Source organism: Roseovarius sp. JB2-10 (assembly GCF_055693585.1).
Window position 1 is genome coordinate 1999718 of the sequence record NZ_CM146337.1, and the last position, 16859, is coordinate 2016576.

At 58.8% G+C, this 16859-nt stretch carries 17 protein-coding genes; 16 read left to right on the plus strand and 1 reads right to left on the minus strand.

Features of this window, described 5'->3' with window-relative positions; genetic code table 11:
- Positions 1-29: 29 nt before the first annotated feature.
- From ACZ1HJ_RS10010 to ACZ1HJ_RS10035, 6 genes are all read left to right on the plus strand, one after another.
- Positions 30-1124, plus strand: a complete 1095-nt coding sequence (locus ACZ1HJ_RS10010; RefSeq protein WP_472718528.1) for a TRAP transporter substrate-binding protein — start codon at positions 30-32, stop codon at positions 1122-1124.
- 96 nt (positions 1125-1220) lie between these two features.
- The gene (locus tag ACZ1HJ_RS10015; RefSeq protein ID WP_472718529.1) at positions 1221-1790 is read left to right on the plus strand and encodes a TRAP transporter small permease subunit; all 570 of its coding nucleotides are present in this window, start codon (positions 1221-1223) and stop codon (positions 1788-1790) included.
- Positions 1791-1823: 33 nt separating this feature from the next.
- Positions 1824-3188: a TRAP transporter large permease gene (locus ACZ1HJ_RS10020; RefSeq protein ID WP_472718530.1), complete on the plus strand. Its 1365-nt coding sequence runs from the start codon at positions 1824-1826 to the stop codon at positions 3186-3188.
- Positions 3188-4525, plus strand: a complete 1338-nt coding sequence (locus ACZ1HJ_RS10025; RefSeq protein ID WP_472718531.1) for an amidase — start codon at positions 3188-3190, stop codon at positions 4523-4525. The genes ACZ1HJ_RS10020 and ACZ1HJ_RS10025 overlap by 1 nt, the downstream gene beginning before the upstream one ends.
- Before the next feature lie 13 nt (positions 4526-4538).
- On the plus strand, positions 4539-4736 hold the full coding sequence (locus tag ACZ1HJ_RS10030) for a hypothetical protein (RefSeq protein ID WP_472718532.1): 198 nt from the start codon (positions 4539-4541) through the stop codon (positions 4734-4736).
- The gene (locus ACZ1HJ_RS10035; RefSeq protein WP_472718533.1) at positions 4737-5696 is read left to right on the plus strand and encodes a 2-hydroxyacid dehydrogenase; all 960 of its coding nucleotides are present in this window, start codon (positions 4737-4739) and stop codon (positions 5694-5696) included.
- An 81-nt stretch (positions 5697-5777) separates the two neighbouring features.
- Here ACZ1HJ_RS10035 and ACZ1HJ_RS10040 read toward each other — a convergent pair whose 3' ends face one another.
- Positions 5778-6962 (minus strand): M24 family metallopeptidase, encoded by a 1185-nt coding sequence (locus tag ACZ1HJ_RS10040; protein WP_472718534.1) that lies wholly within the window; start codon positions 6960-6962, stop codon positions 5778-5780.
- Between the two features lie 165 nt (positions 6963-7127).
- On the opposite strand from ACZ1HJ_RS10040, the gene ACZ1HJ_RS10045 reads away from it, so the two are divergent.
- The 10 genes from ACZ1HJ_RS10045 (at position 7128) to ACZ1HJ_RS10090 (ending at position 16857) form a co-directional block, all read left to right on the plus strand.
- Positions 7128-8951 (plus strand): gamma-glutamyltransferase family protein, encoded by a 1824-nt coding sequence (locus ACZ1HJ_RS10045; RefSeq protein WP_472718535.1) that lies wholly within the window; start codon positions 7128-7130, stop codon positions 8949-8951.
- A 96-nt stretch (positions 8952-9047) separates the two neighbouring features.
- Positions 9048-9953 (plus strand): hypothetical protein, encoded by a 906-nt coding sequence (locus ACZ1HJ_RS10050; RefSeq protein ID WP_472718536.1) that lies wholly within the window; start codon positions 9048-9050, stop codon positions 9951-9953.
- 87 nt (positions 9954-10040) lie between these two features.
- On the plus strand, positions 10041-10997 hold the full coding sequence (locus ACZ1HJ_RS10055; protein WP_472718537.1) for an AAA family ATPase: 957 nt from the start codon (positions 10041-10043) through the stop codon (positions 10995-10997).
- The gene (locus ACZ1HJ_RS10060) at positions 10994-11899 is read left to right on the plus strand and encodes a DUF58 domain-containing protein (protein ID WP_472718538.1); all 906 of its coding nucleotides are present in this window, start codon (positions 10994-10996) and stop codon (positions 11897-11899) included. Before ACZ1HJ_RS10055 ends, ACZ1HJ_RS10060 begins: the two co-directional genes overlap by 4 nt.
- Positions 11896-12267, plus strand: coding sequence for a hypothetical protein (locus ACZ1HJ_RS10065; RefSeq protein WP_472718539.1), 372 nt, complete (start codon positions 11896-11898; stop codon positions 12265-12267). The genes ACZ1HJ_RS10060 and ACZ1HJ_RS10065 overlap by 4 nt, the downstream gene beginning before the upstream one ends.
- The gene (locus ACZ1HJ_RS10070; protein ID WP_472718540.1) at positions 12260-13222 is read left to right on the plus strand and encodes a VWA domain-containing protein; all 963 of its coding nucleotides are present in this window, start codon (positions 12260-12262) and stop codon (positions 13220-13222) included. The genes ACZ1HJ_RS10065 and ACZ1HJ_RS10070 overlap by 8 nt, the downstream gene beginning before the upstream one ends.
- Complete coding sequence (locus ACZ1HJ_RS10075; RefSeq protein ID WP_472718541.1) at positions 13219-14118, plus strand: VWA domain-containing protein; 900 nt, start codon at positions 13219-13221, stop codon at positions 14116-14118. Before ACZ1HJ_RS10070 ends, ACZ1HJ_RS10075 begins: the two co-directional genes overlap by 4 nt.
- The gene (locus ACZ1HJ_RS10080; protein ID WP_472718542.1) at positions 14115-14789 is read left to right on the plus strand and encodes a hypothetical protein; all 675 of its coding nucleotides are present in this window, start codon (positions 14115-14117) and stop codon (positions 14787-14789) included. The genes ACZ1HJ_RS10075 and ACZ1HJ_RS10080 overlap by 4 nt, the downstream gene beginning before the upstream one ends.
- A complete protein-coding gene (locus ACZ1HJ_RS10085; protein ID WP_472718543.1) occupies positions 14786-15976 on the plus strand; it encodes a hypothetical protein in 1191 nt (396 codons plus the stop codon). Before ACZ1HJ_RS10080 ends, ACZ1HJ_RS10085 begins: the two co-directional genes overlap by 4 nt.
- A 161-nt stretch (positions 15977-16137) precedes the next feature.
- Positions 16138-16857, plus strand: a complete 720-nt coding sequence (locus ACZ1HJ_RS10090) for a response regulator (RefSeq protein ID WP_472718544.1) — start codon at positions 16138-16140, stop codon at positions 16855-16857.
- The last annotated feature ends 2 nt before the right edge of the window (positions 16858-16859 follow it).

Genomic DNA, 16859 nt, shown 5'->3' on the forward strand with positions numbered 1-16859 from the left:
AGTCGCGAAAAATAAGACTGGGAGGTACTATGTCTAAATCTTTGAATCGCAGAAAATTTCTGCGTGGAACAGCACTTGCGGGAGCAGGTGCACTGGCCACGCCAGCCATCGCAGCAAGCGAGGGCGTCACACTCAAGATGCAAGCGGCCTGGGGCGGCGGCATCTTTTTGGAAAACGCGCAATCCTATGTAAACCGCGTCAATGAGATGTCCGGCGGCGCCCTGACAATTGACCTGCTGCCGGTGAACTCGGTTGTGAAAACCAGCCAGATGCAAGACGCGGTTCACCGCGGCGTTCTGGATGCAGCACATTACGTGCCTGCCTACTGGTATTCGAAATCCAAAGCGGCCTCGCTCTTTGGCACGGGCCCATGCTTTGGCTGGTCGAGCCAGGAAGTGCTGGGTTGGATCCACTACGGTGGCGGTCAGGAACTGTTTGATGAGCTGATGGGCTCGTTGGGCCTGAACGTTGTATCCTTCTTCAACTCACCCATGCCGGCGCAGCCGATGGGATGGTTCAAAGAAGAAATCAAAGACGCAAGCCAGATGTCGGGCCTTAAGTACCGGACTGTTGGCCTGGCGGCGGACGTTCTTCTGGAAATGGGCATGTCGGTTGTACAGCTGCCCGGTGGTGAAATTCAGCCTGCGATGAAATCAGGTCTGATCGACGCGGCCGAGTTCAACAACCCGACCTCTGACCGTGACTTCGGGATGCAGGACGTGTCGAAGCATTATCACCTGGCCTCGTTCCACCAGAGCCAGGAATTCTTCGAGTGCACGTTCAACAAAGAGAAGTATGACGCATTGGCGCCCGAGCTTCAGGCCATCCTGAAATACGCATCGGAAGCTGAAAACTCGAACTTCTACTGGCACAACACCAAGCGTTATGCGGATGACCTGACAACCCTGCGCGACGAGCAGGGCGTGAATGTCTACCGTACACCGGATAGCGTGATGGCGGAACAGCTGAAGGCCTGGGACATCGTGGTTGACCGGATTTCCGGCGAAGACGAGTTCTTTGCCAAGGTTGTCGATAGCCAGAAGGCATATGCCAAGAACGTGATGAACTATCTCAACCTGAACCAGCCAGATTATAAGCTCGCTTATAATCACTACTTTGGCTAACTTCGTTTGAAATGACGAACCTGATGGGGGGCCGCCTGCGTGGCCCCTGTCATCTGCGTATCTCTGAGCGATGCGCGTTCTAAGGGAGGGGCCTGGGTGGTCAAATTCATCCATACAATTGAAGGGCTTAGCCTATGGGTCGGACGCGCCTTTGGATGGTGCATTCTGATCTTGACGCTGTCCGTAAGCTACGAAGTTTTTGTGCGCTATGTGCTGAACGCTCCGACGGTCTGGGCCTTCGACATGATGGTGCAGATGTATGGCGCGCTGTTCCTGATGGCCGGGCCTTATGCTTTGGCACAGGACGCCCATGTGCGCGGCGACGTGCTCTACCGCCTCTTTCCGGTGCGCTGGCAGGCTCGGGTCGACTTCGTCCTCTATATCCTCTTCTTCTTCCCCGGGATGCTGGCGCTGTTCTGGTACGGCTGGGAAATCGCCTCAGACAGCTGGCGCTACAAGGAAGTCAGCTGGAATAGCCCGGCGCGTATCCAGATTTATTTCTTCAAAACACTGATCCCCGTCGCCGGTTTCCTGCTGATGTTGCAAGGCCTGGCCGAGATGATGCGCTGCTGGCTGGCCATGAAAAACGGCTACTGGCTCGAGCGCCTCAACGACGTGCGTGAAACCGAAGACATGCTGATGCATATGGACGACGCCAAGTCGTAGTCCGTCAAAAAACGAAGCGAAAAGAGACATCCAATGACGGACCCCCAAGTCGCAATTATGATGCTGAGCCTCTTCATCGTTCTGGTGTTGCTGGGCTTTCCGATTGCCTTCACCCTGCTCGCGATGGGCGTGGGCTTCGGCTACTACGCCTACTACCAAGGCGCGCCGGACAGTTTCTCGGGCATCTTTGACAACAATATCTTCTATCTGCTGAACCAGAATACCTATTCGGTGATGGAAAACGACACGCTGGTTGCGATCCCGCTGTTCCTCTTCATGGGATACGTGGTAGAACGCGCCAACATTGTCGACAGGCTGTTTTTCTCGCTCTACATGGCCGCGCGCAATCTTCCGGGATCGCTGGCGATTGCCGCCCTCCTGACCTGCGCCGTTTTCTCAACCGCATCCGGTATCGTGGGTGCCGTGGTGACGCTGATGGGCCTCTTGGCCTATCCGGCAATGGCCAACGCCAACTACAACAAAAGCTTCGCGTCGGGTGTGATCTGCGCGGGCGGCACACTCGGCATCCTGATCCCGCCGTCGATCATGCTGATCGTTTACGCGGCCATTGCCGAACTGTCGCCATTGCGTCTCTATGCGGCGGCGGTTTTCCCGGGGCTGCTTCTGGCGGGCATGTATATCGTCTACGTGATGATCCGCGTTTATTTCAATCCGTCCATCGCTCCGAAACCCCAGGAAAAAGACATCCCGCCGCCCTCCAAGATTTACCTCGATCTCCTGATCAGCTTCGTGCCGCTAACCGTGCTGATCATGTTGGTTCTGGGCTCGATCCTTGGCGGTCTCGCCACCCCGGCCGAGGCCGCGGCGATGGGCGCGCTTGGGGGTCTGGTGCTGGCCGCGATCTACCGCTCACTGACCTGGCAAAAGATCAAGGAAAGCGTGTTCCTGACGGCCAAGGCCACGGCGATGGTCTGCTGGCTTTTCGTCGGTTCGTGGACCTTCGCGTCGGTCTTCAGTTTCCTCGGTGGCCACGATGTGATCGAACACTGGTTCCTCGCAATGAACCTGGAGCCCTGGCAGTTCCTGGTATTGGCGCAGCTCATCATCTTCCTGCTGGGCTGGCCGCTTGAATGGTCTGAAATCCTGATCATCTTCGTGCCGATCTTCCTGCCGATGCTCGATACCTTCGGGGTAAATCCGTACTTCTTCGCGATGCTGGTGGCGCTGAACCTTCAGACCTCTTTCCTGACCCCGCCCATGGCCATGTCGGCCTATTATCTGAAGGGGGTCTTGAAGAACAAAATCGAGCTGATGGAAATCTTCCGGGGCCTGATGCCTTACCTTGGTATTGTGATCCTCTGTATGGTGCTCATGTACCGGTTCCCGGGCATTGCGCTGTGGTTCCCTGATTACCTCTTTGGCGAATACATCCCCTGATGAAGGGCGACCTTTACAAGCTGTCGGCCGTTGATGCAGTTGCGGCCATTCTGGGCGGGCGCCTGTCGTCTGCCGACCTCGTGCAGTCCTGTCTTGAGCGGATCGCCGAGACAGATGGCACTCTCAAGGCCTGGGCGCATCTGGATTCGGATCTGGCGTTGGTGCAGGCGCGTGAAATGGACCGCATCCGAAAGTCGGGCAAGGCGACCGGTGCGCTGCACGGCGTGCCTGTCGGGCTGAAAGATATCATCGACACACGCTTTTTGCCCACGGAACGCGGCTCGCCAATTTTCGCCGGGCGCAAACCCGACGCGGATGCCACCATCGTAAATCGCCTGCGGGAAGCCGGTGCGGTGATCATGGGCAAGACCAAAACCACGGAAATGGCGTTTGTACATCCGACGGATACCACAAACCCGTTTGATCCAAGCCGCAGTCCCGGCGGATCATCCAGCGGGTCGGCCGCTGCGGTCGCCGCGTATCAGGTGCCGTTGGCGATCGGATCGCAAACCGGCGGATCGGTAATCCGACCGGCTTCGTATTGTGGTATCTACGGCATCAAACCCACGCGCGGCGTGATCTCGCGGAGCGGCGCGTTGCAAACCTCCGAAATGCTTGATCATCTGGGCACGTTTGGTCGCACATTGGATGATGCCGCGCTCTTGTGCGATGTGGTCGGCTCGTTTGATCCAACCGACCCCGCAAGTCTGGCGCGGCCCCGGCCCAACATGCAAAAGGGCGCTGGCAGCGACGCACCAATTGAACCAGACATAGCTTGGTTCGAGTTTCCGTTTCATGACCGCCTGAATGCCGATGCCCGCGAGGGAATGGAGGCGGTGATCGATGCGCTTGGTGCCCAAGTCACGCGCCTGCCGGTTTCAGACACGCTTGCGGATTTGGTTGAGGTGCATATCACCATCCATGAATACCAGTTCTGCCAGCATTTGACGGAAGTGATTGAAAACCACTGGGATCAGCTCAGCCCGACACTCCAACCCGTTGTCAAACGTGGGCAGGCGATCAGTCGGGACCAATACGAAGATGCGATGTCTGTGCGGGCATCGGCCATCGCGTTTTTTGAAAAGCACTTTAACGATTTCGACGCCATTCTGGCCCCGAGTGCCACCGGAGAGGCCCCTCCGTTGAGTGAGGGAACGGGCGACCCCGTCTTTTGCCGTATGGCAAGTCTGGCCGGATTACCCGCCTTGACCCTGCCGCTGTTGGTGGGCGAGAATGACCTGCCGGTTGGTGTGCAGTTGATCGGCGGGGTCGAAGAAGACGACAGGCTAATGCGCACCGCCGCTTGGGTGCAACGCGCGCTGGCCGAAGAGGAATAGGAAAGGAACACGTATGTCCCGAACCACCACGATAATCGTTGCGGCCCTGGGCACGGCATTGATGATGACCTTCGTCATTGGCCTTGCACACTCGATCTCCACCGGGTTTGCCGGGTTCTCCGGGGGGTTGCCCTTCATGGTCATCGCCATCATTGTGATCGGCATGGCGCTCTACGATTTCTGGGAAGAAGCCGTCAAGAAAGGCGAATAAATGTCGCGCCCGGTTCTGTGGATTCCCCGCCGCCTGTCTGATGCAACGCTGGCGCGGGCCGAGGCGGATTACGACTGTGTGATCAATTGGGAAGATGGGCTCAGCAACGCTGAGGATATCGTTGCGATGAGCGCCAAGGTGGATGGCGTGATCCCCTGCCATTCCGAGCTCTTTACCGCTGAGGTCGCCGCGCGGCTGGACCCGCGGCTCAAGATCATCGCCAATCATTCCGTTGGGGTCGATCATTGTGATTTGCCCGCGCTCAAAGCCCGCGGGATCACTGTGACAAACACGCCCGATGTTCTGTCGGACGCCACCGCTGAGATTGCCATGCTGTTGATGTTGGGTGCCGCGCGGCGCGCCGTGGAAGGCGACAGGCTGGTGCGCACCGGTGCATGGGATGTCTGGTCCCCTAGTTTTATGGTGGGCAAGCAAGTGACTGGCGCACGTCTTGGGATCATCGGGATGGGCCGGGTGGGTCGCGCTTTTGCGCAAAAGGCGCGCGGTTTCGGCATGGAAATCCATTATTACAACCGTACCCGTTTGCCCCCCGACCAAGAGCAGGGGGCGACCTTCTGCGAAACGATTGACGCGCTTTTGAACGTCGCGGATTTTTTGTCGTTGCACTGCCCCGCCACCCCCGAAACCACAGGGCTGATGAATGCCGACCGGTTTGCGATGTTGCCGGACGGCGCCGTTGTGGTGAACACGGCGCGCGGGGCGCTGATTGACGAGGACGCTCTCATCGGTGCGCTGGAAGCAGGCAAGGTTTCTGCCGCTGGTCTGGATTGTTTCGTCACAGAACCTGGTGGAAACCCGGCCTTTGCACAGCACGAAAACGTGTTCATGCTCCCGCATATCGGTAGTGCGACGGTGCAAACACGCGACGCCATGGGGTTTCGCGCCCTCGACAATCTGGATGCCTTTTTCGCCGGGAAAACCCCGCGCGATTTGCTCTGATCCGTCCTTTTTCCCGGCAGTCTTTAGGGTGACCAAATCAGCTAAGGAACCATTTTTCTTGGTGGGTCCACCGGTACGCGTTCAGTCCACGACAACCAAATCGCGCGGGAATTCCGTCAAGACTTCGCAGCCATTTTCGGTCACGCGAACACTGTCACTGATGGCTATGCCGAACTCCTGCTGAAACACGGTCGGTATCACATGGAACGTCATATTTTCCCGTAATATCAAGGGATCATCCGGGCGAATGGCATAAATATGCCCCTCGGCCCAATTCGGCGGAAAGCCAATGCCGATGCCGTAGGCAACGCGGCTTTTGAAATACGCCCCAAGCCCCAGCTTCGCGATCCCCTCCCGGCAGCGACGATCAATTTCTCCCGCTGTTTCACCGGGTTTGATGATCTCCACCGCCGTCTCCAAAATCCCGATCAACGCCTGGGCAGCGGCTTTGTGGGCGTCTGTCGGCTGGCCGACCACAGCGGAGCGGGACATCATCACGTGATATCGGTCAATCGCGGCGGCCCCTTCGAGCAACACCACATCCCCGCGTTCGATCAGCTTTCGGCGCCAAAGTGCAAAGCACAGCGCACTGCGCGCGCCACTGACGACCATTGGGGGATGGCCGATATACTCACTGCCTGCCGCGATGGACCCCTGATAGAGTGCTGCCGCAACGTCGTTATCCGTGCGCCCAGGTGCAATGGTGCCCAGTGCTGCCGACATGCCAGCCTCGACCGCGCGCGCCGCCTGCCGCATCTTGTCGATCTGTGAGGGCGTCTTGATCATGCGCTCGGCCTCGATCACGCCATCCCAGTCCACAAAGTTATGGCCCGTGTCGATCAATCGCCGATAATCCTGCACGTTGAGATGTCTGGAGCGGGTCTCAAGGCCTATGGATTTCAGGTTCAACCGGTGCAAGACGTCGATCAACCGCGCGCCATGATCTTCAGTGTCCAGGATGGCCGCCACATCGCCAATAGTGGGCAGAGCCAGCGCCATGTCCCGATTGACGACCCGTGTGATGATCAAGGGTAACCCGGATGCCGGTACGAACATCGCCTGAAACGTGAAGTAACCGATGGTCTGATATCCGGTGAGCCAGAACATGTTTTCAGGATCGAAGATCAGCGCGCCATCTAGCTTGCGGGCGGCAAGATCGGTTTGGATTAGTTTGAGCCGGGCCTGATAGGTCTGGAGAGGTTCGCTCAGTTCCTCAGGCCACAGGCGACGGTCAGCGTTCCCTTCCGGCCCAGTTCTTTCCGACATGTGACATTCCATCTGCTCAAATCCGGGATAACTCTGCGTCAGGCATCGGAAAACTGCAAATCCTTGTGCCTGATGACGCGGGCCTACCCCGTGGTATTTGCTTTCTACCGCGATCAATGCGTAAGTTTTTCAGCACGTATTTCCGCCGAACCGTCAGGATGTTTTGTGAGCTCTGAATTCACCACCAGACCGGACCTCTCCGGCCATTTCGGAATGGCAGCCTCGACACATTGGTTGGCCAGCCAGACGGCGCTCAGGATGTTGGAACTGGGTGGCAACGCGTTTGATGCGGCCGCCGCTGCGGGATTTGTTTTGCAGGTTGCCGAGCCCCATCTCAATGGCCCCCTTGGCGAGGTCCCGATCCTGTTTCATGCGGCCGGATCCGGGCAAACGCGCGTCATCTGTGGCCAAGGGACTGTGCCGGCTGCCGCAACCATCGAACATTTCACAACCTTGGGCCTCGACCAAATTCCCGGCACGGGGCTATTGGCTGCTGCAATCCCGGGGGCGTTTGATGCGTGGATGCTGATGGTGCAGGACCATGGCACGTTGCCGTTGGAAACCATTCTGGCCCCCGCGATTGGCTATGCTGAAAATGGTGTGCCGCTGGTGCCACGATTGATGAAATCCATCGCCCAATTGCAGGGCTGGTTCACCAAGGCATGGCCTGAAAATGCAGCAATATATCTTGAAAACGGGTCTTTACCCCGGCCCGGTTCCGTTTTGCGCAACGCGGCGCTTGCCCGGATGTACCGCCGTATTGTGACCGAAGCCACGGCGGGTCACGCGGACCGGGTGGCGCAAATCGCTGCTGCACGGGATGTCTGGAAAACCGGGTTTGTAGCAGATGCCATTCACCAGTTCAGTCAGACGACCCGCCATCTGGACATCACCGGGCAAGAAAACGGCGGGTTGATCAGCGGCGATGATATCGCCAACTGGTCGGCACAATACGAGGCGCCGATCAGCACGGAGTTTTGTGGCAAAACGATCTGCAAAACCGGCACGTGGGGGCAGGGGCCTGTGTTGCTGCAAGGGCTGGCGTTGGCAGAGGCTGTTGGGCTTTCGGACATCCCGCCCGGGTCGGAAGCGTTTTACCATAACCTCATCGAAATCATGAAACTGAGCTACGCAGATCGCGAGACGTTTTATGGTGATCCCGCGTTCCTCGATGTGCCATTGGCGACACTCCTGAGCACCGATTACGCGCAAGCCCGTGCGGCGTTGATCGGGGATCAGGCGGACCTGTCGTGGCGGCCCGGCGCGGTGCCCGGCTTCGGCTATGATGTGGATTATGAGGCTGCAAACGCCATGCAGGTTGACCATGAGGCACTGGTGGCCGCTGGCATTGGTGAGCCGACCTCGAAGAGCCAGACGCGCGACGCCGTTGCGGGGTTGGTCAATGGCGATACATGTCACATCAACGTGGTCGATCAGTGGGGGAATATGGTCAGCGCCACGCCCTCGGGCGGCTGGATGGAATCGTCCCCGGTCATTCCCGAATTGGGCGTCTGTTTGGGCACAAGATTGCAAATGATGCGCCTCGATCCGGCGGCACCTGATGCATTGCAGCCCGGCAAGCGTCCGCGGACAACATTGACGCCAACCCTGGTTCTGAACTCAGATGCGTCGCCTTACATGGCGTGTGGCACCCCGGGTGGCGATAAACAAGACCAATGGCAACTGGCCTTTTTGATCCGGCATTTGATGTTCGGGCAGAGTTTGCAACAGGCAATTGATGCGCCGGGCTTCAGTTCAACCCATTGGCCCAACTCCTTTTTTCCACGACAGGCCGAGCGGGGTAAAATGTCGATTGAGAGCCGCGCCGGAAAGTCGGTCATCGATGGTTTGCGCGCGCGGGGTCACGACGTCACTGAGGCAGATGCATGGTCAGAAGGTTGGCTTTGCGCCTCCGCCATCTCGCCCGAAGGGCAGCTTTTTGCGGCCGCCAGCCCGCGCGGTCAGCAGGCCTATGCAGTGGGGAGGTAGATCACCAGAAAATCGCAATCGTGCTTGCGGCAAATGCAATGTCATGTGGACGCAGCGCATCCTTCGAACTACCTTCCCGAAGAACAGGAGAGGTTTATGCGCTTAGTATTAATGGCCCTCGCGATCGCGATGTGTTCCGTGGTCACCGCCCAGGCTGACAAGAAAGCCTATCTGGATTTGGCCGAGCGTGGGTGGAATTACGAATTGCGGACGACGATGATCGGACGCGATCTGTCGATACCGGTGCATATCAATGGGCGCGATCTGGCGGGCGCGTCGCTGTGCCTTGTGGGAGAGCGTCCGCACCCGCATTCGCTTGATATCCTGAACGCCTTTCGTGCGCTGGCGCATCACAGCTTCGGCAAACCGCTACCAATGCGCTACGCGGGCCCCGAGGCGCGCGGATGTGGCGCGGGCCGCACGGTGATCCTGCGCCTCTACTCTGGTTATCCGCCCAACAAAGCCCTGTCGGCCGACTTGCGCTGGATGAATGACACCTACCAACTTGGCCTGCCGCAGGGGCGGGTCTACGCGGCCACTTCGCCCGCCATGGCGCAGACCTTTTTTGGCCGGCGCGGACAGGGTACGCATATCATGGTCAAACAATCAGCGTTTGAACGGCCCGGCCGCATGGAGGCCAGTTTCTATAAATCGATTTTGATTGAAGAACTGTTTCAGTCTTTCACCTTTGGCATGGACATCCTGCAATTCGATCGCAATGCCGGATTTTTATCCAAGCTTCAGGAAACGCCGCTCAATCTTCAGCGTCTGCCCTGGGGGTCGCAGGCCTATATGCGCGCCCTTTTGGGGTCCAATCCGGGTGGCTTATGCGCCTTTGACGTCTTCATGATGCATGCGGTCGCACAGGCGCCGGTCGATCAGACAGTTGAACCAATGTTCATCAAATATATCGAGAACGAATTTGACGGTTTGCTGTCACTGGCGCAGCGGACGATGGCTGATCCGCGCTTTGCCTCGATCCTTGATCCTTCCTGCGCCTGATCGATCAAAACCCCGTGGTATGATACCTTAGGGGGTATTTGCGCGCCGGGCGACTTCCACTAGCCTGCGAAGCAGGAGTGACAAAACATGGATGCAAGACCGGACGAATTACCGCCGATCATGGGCGCTCTGAAAACGCATCTGTCCCAAGGGCTTGTGGGACACCAGGACCTGATAGAACGGTTGTTGATCGCCCTTCTTGCCGGTGGCCACATGTTGGTGGAAGGGCCGCCGGGCCTTGCCAAGACCCGCGCGGTCAAATGGCTGGCAAGCGCCGTCGACGGGAGTTTCGCCCGTATTCAATGCACCCCCGATCTGATGCCCTCTGACCTGACCGGGACACCGGTCTATCATCCCAAAGATGGCAGTTTCGAATTTGTGCCCGGGCCGATTTTCAACAATCTGGTCCTTGTAGATGAGATCAACCGCGCCCCGCCCAAGGTTCAATCCGCGCTGCTTGAGGCAATGGCTGAGCATCAGGTGACCGCTGGCAACGACACCCATGTGCTGCCCAAGCCCTTTCTGGTTGTCGCGACGCAAAATCCGATTGAGCACGATGGTACGTTTCCTCTGCCCGAAGCCCAATTGGACCGTTTTTTGCTGCATGTTGTGTTACATCTGCCGGATATCAGAACTGAGCGCGAAATTCTCGATCTGGTTGAAACGGAGAGCCAGATGGGCATCGTGGCCCCGGAACGTATGAGCCTTGAGACGCTTGCCGAGGCGCAGGCCGCGGCGCGGGCAGTGCATCTTGCGCCGGAGTTGCGCGACTACATTGTGCGGCTGGTAACCGCCACGCGTGAAGGGGCGCGGTCGGATGATATTGAACACGCCGTGTCACCACGCGGGTCGCTGGCGCTGGCCGCAGCGGCCAAGGCCCGGGCCTATCTGCATGGCCGTGATTTCGCGGTGCCCGAGGATGTTGCCACACTGGCCGCGGATGCCTTATCGCACCGCATGGTGTTGTCCTGGCGCGCCGTGGCCGAAGGCCGCCGACCCCGGGACGTGGTGGCTGACATTCTGAACGATGTCGAGGCGCTGTGACGGCTGCGCTTCAGAAACCTGGCGTCATGCTGGGGGCGGACGATCTGATTGCGCTGCGCCGCATTATCCTTGCGGCCGGTAAAGACCCTTTGCTGGCGGCGCTGCCGGGTGGCTATTCAACGCACCGCAAGGGCCATGGGTTGGAAGTGGCCGATATGCGCGAATACGTGGCGGGCGACGACATGCGGCATTTGGACCGTGGCACCACCGCTCGCACGGGGCGTCTGCATGTCCGCCAATTCCAGCAGGAGCGGGATCGGATTTGCCTGCTGATCGCAGATTTCCGGCCCTCGATGTTCTGGGGGTTGCGACGCGTGTTCCGCTCGGTCGCAGCGGCGGAAATTCTGACGATGATCGGCTGGAACGTGGTTGAGGGCGGTGGACGCGTGGGCCTGCTGGCCATCACACCGACGGCACCGGTGATCGTTGCACCCCGGGGCCGGTCACGCGGGATGCTGGACGTCATCGGTGGATTGGTGCACGCCCACGCCGCCGCCATGGATGCCATCAAGGCCGGGCCCGTCGACGAAACGCCACTTGATCAGGCTTTGGTGCGCGTTGAGAGGTTGGTTCCATCCGGCGCAGAATTGGTCATCGCGTCGGGCTTCGATACGCCCGGCGATGGGTTGGCCGACCGTCTGGATGCGCTGGCGCGTCGACGCCATCCGCAGCTTTTGCATGTCACTGAGGCCACCGCCGTACATCTTCCCAAGGGTCGTTATCCCATTCGACTGGAGGATGGGCGCCGGGTCCGCCTGCATTTGGGGGCCTCATCGCTAGATGGGTTACCGGATCAGGAACAGATCGCCGGTCGACCCGCACTGGTCTTGGATGCCGGCGATACCCGCGAACAGATGGCACGCCGCTTAACCACACATTTTCCAGCTGGGCAGCGGTTATGAGCGAGGGAGCCCTGAGTGAAGCGGCGATGCGGGCCTCCCTGATCGACATTCGCCTGCCACCAGCGTCCCCCGGAGCAGTCTGGGCCGATGTCTTTTTGACAATCGGTGTGGCCGCGCTTTTGGCGCTGAGCGTGGCAGGGGTGCTGCGATTGCTCAGCCGCAAACGCACAAGACAGACCGCACAGACGCCGGCCGATCGCTTGGCCGCACTGACAGCGTTGCCGCCCCCGGAACGCCGGGTCGCATTGCTGCATCTGCTGCGCGAGCTGTCGCCGGACGAGTATGCAAAAGCCGCGAAAGGCCTTTATCAACCGAATGGTGGGCCGAACTTGGCGCAGCTGGAGGCGGAGGTCGCCCGCCTTGCTTGAGTTTGCTGATCCGATTTTTCTGCTTCTTTTACCATTGCCGCTTTTGGTGATGCGGCTCCTGGGGCCCGTCGCCTTGGCGGGCAGCGCCCTGCGCGTTCCCGATCGTATCGGAGACGCGCTGCTGGACGCAGGGCACAGAACGGCAAAGGGCGCACGGTTGCCATGGCGCAACGTGATGGTGTGGTCGATCTGGGGTCTGATCCTGCTGGCACTTGCGGGGCCACGCGACTTGGCCCCTGTGCCTGCCCTCAAGGTCTCAGGCCGCGATCTGGCGATTGTGCTGGATTTGTCCGGCTCGATGGTGCGCGACGATTTTTACCTCGACGACCGGCAAGTGACCCGCCTGGAGGCTGTGACCACGGTCGGATCGGATTTTGCACGGCGCCGGGGCGGGGACCGCGTCGCATTGATCGTGTTCGGGTCAGAGGCCTATTTTGCCGCCCCCTTCACCTTTGATACTGAAGCGGTCGCACGCCGGATCGAGGAGGCCGTTATCGGTGTTTCGGGCCGGGCCACGAATATATCCGACGGTCTGGGCCTCGCGCTCAAACGAATGGCCGACAGCACGGCCGAGACCCGCGTCGTTATCCTGCTCTCGGATGGGGTCAACAATGCAGGCGCCACAAATCCGCGTGGCGTGGCAGAACTGGCGGCCAATATGGGCGTTCGGGTGCATACCATCGCGCTTGGTCCCAAAGATCTCGCCACCGCCGAACGCGGAGAACGCGGCGTCGTTGATGCCGCAACCCTGCAGGCGATTTCGAAAATTTCCCGCGGAGAAAGCTTTCGCGTCAAAACAACAGATGATCTCGTGGCCGTCACGCAGGCTCTGGACCGGTTGGAAGCCACGGAAAGTGATGGCCTAGCCGCCGAGGTCTACCGTGATTATTGGCCGTGGCCCGTTGGCATCGCCGTAGTGTTATGCTTGGGCCTTGCCTGGAGGGATCACGCGTGAGCGGGCTCGACATCACGTTGCTTCGGCCCCTGTGGCTCTTGGCGTTACCGGGTGTTGGCGTTCTGGGTTGGTGGCTCCTCGCGCGTCGCGGCGGGCTGGGTGATTGGCACAAGGCATCTGACCCGGCATTGATGCAGGCAATGGCGGCCCTTGGCCGAATTGATCCACAAACCGGACGCCGGGCCATCATGAGTATCCTTTTGGCGGCGGGATTGAGCATTGTGGCCCTCTCGGGCCCAGCGCTTGAGCGACGTGACACGCTGTCGTTTCGGAACCTTGATGGGGTGCTTTTTGTGGTCGATACCTCGTCCAGTGTCACGCAGGATGCGCGCTGGCCTGCAATGCTGACCATGGGGCGCTTTGGCCTTGCAGCGCTGCAAACCCGCCCTGGCGGATTGATCGTTTTTGGCGGTGATGCCTATGTTGCGACGGATATGACCCGTGATCATCTGCAACTGGGTCAAACGTTTTCGCTGATTGATGAAAATACCGTACCTGATCCGGGATCCCGTCCAGCGCGTGCTCTCGCGTTGGCAGCGGACTTGTTGACCAATGCCGACGTGATTGCCGGCGATGTGATTTTGTTCACCGATGGCGCCGGGCTTGGCCCCGAAACCTTGCAGGCTGTCGAAAGCATCACAAAGACCGGCGCACGACTGTCTCTTGTCTCGTTAAACCTCCCTGAACCAGTTTTTTCTACCCATGCAAGTCTTGGGGGCGGCAAAGTCTTTACGCTCGACCAGACCGATGCCCTTGGCCAATGGTTGTCACAGGACGCGCGAACGCGCCTTGAACGCCAGGACTATCCGCTCTTGTTCTGGCATGATTTTGGCCGGTATCTCTTGGTGTTGACCCTCATCCCGATCCTGTTCCTGTTCCGTCAGGAGGTCGCATGAGAATTCTCGCATTGATTGCTGCGGTTTCGTTGGTCCTGACGGTGACCCTGGGCGGGTCTGCCCCATTGGGACGGATGGCGTTGGCCTTGGGGCTTCCGGGCATCGCACATGGCCTGTTTGATCCGCCGGATTGGCGCGGTGTGGCGCTTTACCGCGCGGGCAAATTTGATGCAGCGGCCGAGGCATTCAATGCCGCATCTGATCCGTTCAACGCAGGCAATGCGCATGTCCAGTCCCGGCGCTATGCAGCAGCGTTGGAGGCGTATGATCTGGCCATCGCGCAAGGGCATCCGGATGCCCAGGCGAATTTCGATGTTGTTGCCGCTTTTTATGCAGGCCTTGGAATTGACCCGGAGGCGTTGGGTTTGTTTCCCGAGCGCAAATCGGGCCCTGAGGCCGAAAGCTTCATTGCGCGCGGCGATGCACGGGCGGCGGGCTCAGGCAGCGAAGTGACCAACGCCAATACCATGCTGGGTCTGGCAGAGCTGGACAGCCGCGGGCGGCTCGGCGTGCGGCGCATTTTCGATGATAAATTCATGGTCGCAGATGAGCGGTGGCTGCGCCAGCTGGGTGACGTGCCCGGTGAATATATGGCCGCGCGTATCGCGCAGGAATATAAACGACGGGTCAAGGCCGGATTGTCTCCAATGCCACCGGAGGATCCGCAATGAGGGGGCTTGCGCTACTGGTTTTGGTTGTCTTTCCGGCATTTGCCGCCGCGCAATCGCGCACCGTGTTACCCCACGAGCTTGAAATCAGCGTCAGCGTGGAAGAAACCGAAGCGCTACCATTTGTGCGTGAAATGATATTGGTGAACATTCGGGGCGTCTACCGGCGCCACATTACGCGCGAAACCTTGATGCAGCCGGATTTCGAAGGGTTCAGTTGGGCGCAGTTGGGCCCCGATACATGGTCAGAGGAACGACTGGCGGGGCAAAAGGTCAAGGTGTTTACGCGGCGCATGGCCGTTTATCCGGATCGCGCGGGCACGCTGACCATCGGTGCATTTACCCACAATCTGACCCTGACCGATGAAGGCGATGACTGGTTCGATCACCAAATCACGTCCGAACCGATCAGCTTTGAGGTGACCGCAGCACCTGAAACGAACGGGTGGTGGTTTCCGGTGCGCAGTCTGAAAGTGTCGGATCAATGGTCAAATGCGCCTGATCAACTCACCCCCGGCGAAGGGGTCTTGCGGGTCGTACGGTTGGAAGCGCTTGGGGTTACGCCCGAAATGATCCCGCCAATGCCCGAGCTTACATCTCCCTCGGCAATGATCTTTCCACACCCGGAAAAGCGCCTTGTTGAACTGACGCCAGAGGGGCCTGTCACCTATGCCTTCTGGCGCTGGACCATCCGCCCATCCAACGATGTCTCAACGATTGTGGAACCGCTTTCATTTTCATACTTCGACACGTTCCACCGCGAAGCCCGCGATGTGACCATCACAGCGCAACGCATTGCGTATGGGGACGTTGTGCCCAAGGTCGCGGACCCAGAGACAACAGTCCAGAAACCTCCGTCCACGCTACCTGGTTGGCCTGTTGCACTGATCGGGGTGATCACCTTTCTGGGCGGGCTGGTTCTGGCCCTTTCAGGATGGAGATTTGTCGGTGCCGCCGCCTTGGCGCGCCGGCCCGCCCTCGATCCGCTGGCATGGCGATTGCGTTGGCATGCATGGCGCGGTGATCCGGCCATCGTGCGAAAGCTTGCGGTGGCTATGGTGGGGCGTGATGGCAAAAGCCAGATCCGCAGCGCATTGTTGGGACAACTGGACCGTGCAGTTTTTGACCCGAAAAAACCGCCCTTTGATTTGCCGGGATTTGCCACCCGGTTTTTACGAAAAACGCTGTAAACTAACGCTCAGTTGACCACTTGGGCGGGCTGTGGTCTCATGATATTTAATGGGCAAAAGATTGCCTATCTATCTGATTTTTCAGGGTGGTTTTTCGACATGTAACTAAAACAATTGATTTGATCTGTGTTTGGGTTAGCTTACGGGTGGGAGGAAATTTTATGCAGCATTCGCGTGTTATTGATACGCAGCGGAAGATGTCGAAGATGTTGATCGTCGACGACCACCCGCTTTACAGCGATGCGCTCGCATCAGCGCTTGAGGTTGTATTCGACGATTGTCGGATCAGAAAAGCGGGTACTCTCAAAGAAACATTTGCGGCTTTGGAAGAGGGGTTTGACCCCGATTTGGTCATGTTTGACCTCAAGTTGCCGGATGTCACAGGCATCTCGGGTTTTCAGAAACTGCGCGAACGCTTGCCGGACACTCAGGTGCTGGTGATTTCTTCGCTCGCATCGGTCGAACTGGTGCAATCCCTGCTCGAAGAAGGGGCTGCGGGTTTCCTGCCCAAGGACACGTCCGCCAAGACATTAAAATTTGCGATTAACGAAATTTCGTCAGGCCGTGAGTACGTTCCAAATGAATACAAGCGTGCCGAAGATGATGATCAATCGGCCCATTGCCCGTTCCAGGATATCCCGGAACTGGCCACGCTGACGCCGCAACAGGTGCGTATCCTGAAGCTGATTTGCGTGGGCAAACCCAACAAGCAGATCGCCTACGAGCTGTCGCTGGCCGAAGCCACCGTCAAAGCTCATATCACCGCGTTGTTGCGTCGTCTGGGCGTCCGGAACCGTACTCAGGCGGTCGTTCATGTCGAAGGGATTTTGGCGCGGCAAAGTGGAACGGAGCCTGAAGCACGCGCCTTTCTACAGCACTAGGT

What these genes read in the sequence shown, in the direction of transcription:
- ACZ1HJ_RS10010 (WP_472718528.1), top strand. Translation starts at nt 30, where the DNA reads ATGTCTAAATCTTTGAATCGCAGAAAATTTCTGCGTGGAACAGCACTT.
- ACZ1HJ_RS10020 (WP_472718530.1), top strand. Translation starts at nt 1,824, where the DNA reads ATGACGGACCCCCAAGTCGCAATTATGATGCTGAGCCTCTTCATCGTT.
- ACZ1HJ_RS10025 (WP_472718531.1), top strand. Translation starts at nt 3,188, where the DNA reads ATGAAGGGCGACCTTTACAAGCTGTCGGCCGTTGATGCAGTTGCGGCC.
- ACZ1HJ_RS10030 (WP_472718532.1), top strand. Translation starts at nt 4,539, where the DNA reads ATGTCCCGAACCACCACGATAATCGTTGCGGCCCTGGGCACGGCATTG.
- ACZ1HJ_RS10035 (WP_472718533.1), top strand. Translation starts at nt 4,737, where the DNA reads ATGTCGCGCCCGGTTCTGTGGATTCCCCGCCGCCTGTCTGATGCAACG.
- ACZ1HJ_RS10040 (WP_472718534.1), bottom strand. Translation starts at nt 6,962, where the DNA reads ATGTCGGAAAGAACTGGGCCGGAAGGGAACGCTGACCGTCGCCTGTGG.
- ACZ1HJ_RS10050 (WP_472718536.1), top strand. Translation starts at nt 9,048, where the DNA reads ATGCGCTTAGTATTAATGGCCCTCGCGATCGCGATGTGTTCCGTGGTC.
- ACZ1HJ_RS10055 (WP_472718537.1), top strand. Translation starts at nt 10,041, where the DNA reads ATGGATGCAAGACCGGACGAATTACCGCCGATCATGGGCGCTCTGAAA.
- ACZ1HJ_RS10065 (WP_472718539.1), top strand. Translation starts at nt 11,896, where the DNA reads ATGAGCGAGGGAGCCCTGAGTGAAGCGGCGATGCGGGCCTCCCTGATC.
- ACZ1HJ_RS10080 (WP_472718542.1), top strand. Translation starts at nt 14,115, where the DNA reads ATGAGAATTCTCGCATTGATTGCTGCGGTTTCGTTGGTCCTGACGGTG.
- ACZ1HJ_RS10085 (WP_472718543.1), top strand. Translation starts at nt 14,786, where the DNA reads ATGAGGGGGCTTGCGCTACTGGTTTTGGTTGTCTTTCCGGCATTTGCC.
- ACZ1HJ_RS10090 (WP_472718544.1), top strand. Translation starts at nt 16,138, where the DNA reads ATGCAGCATTCGCGTGTTATTGATACGCAGCGGAAGATGTCGAAGATG.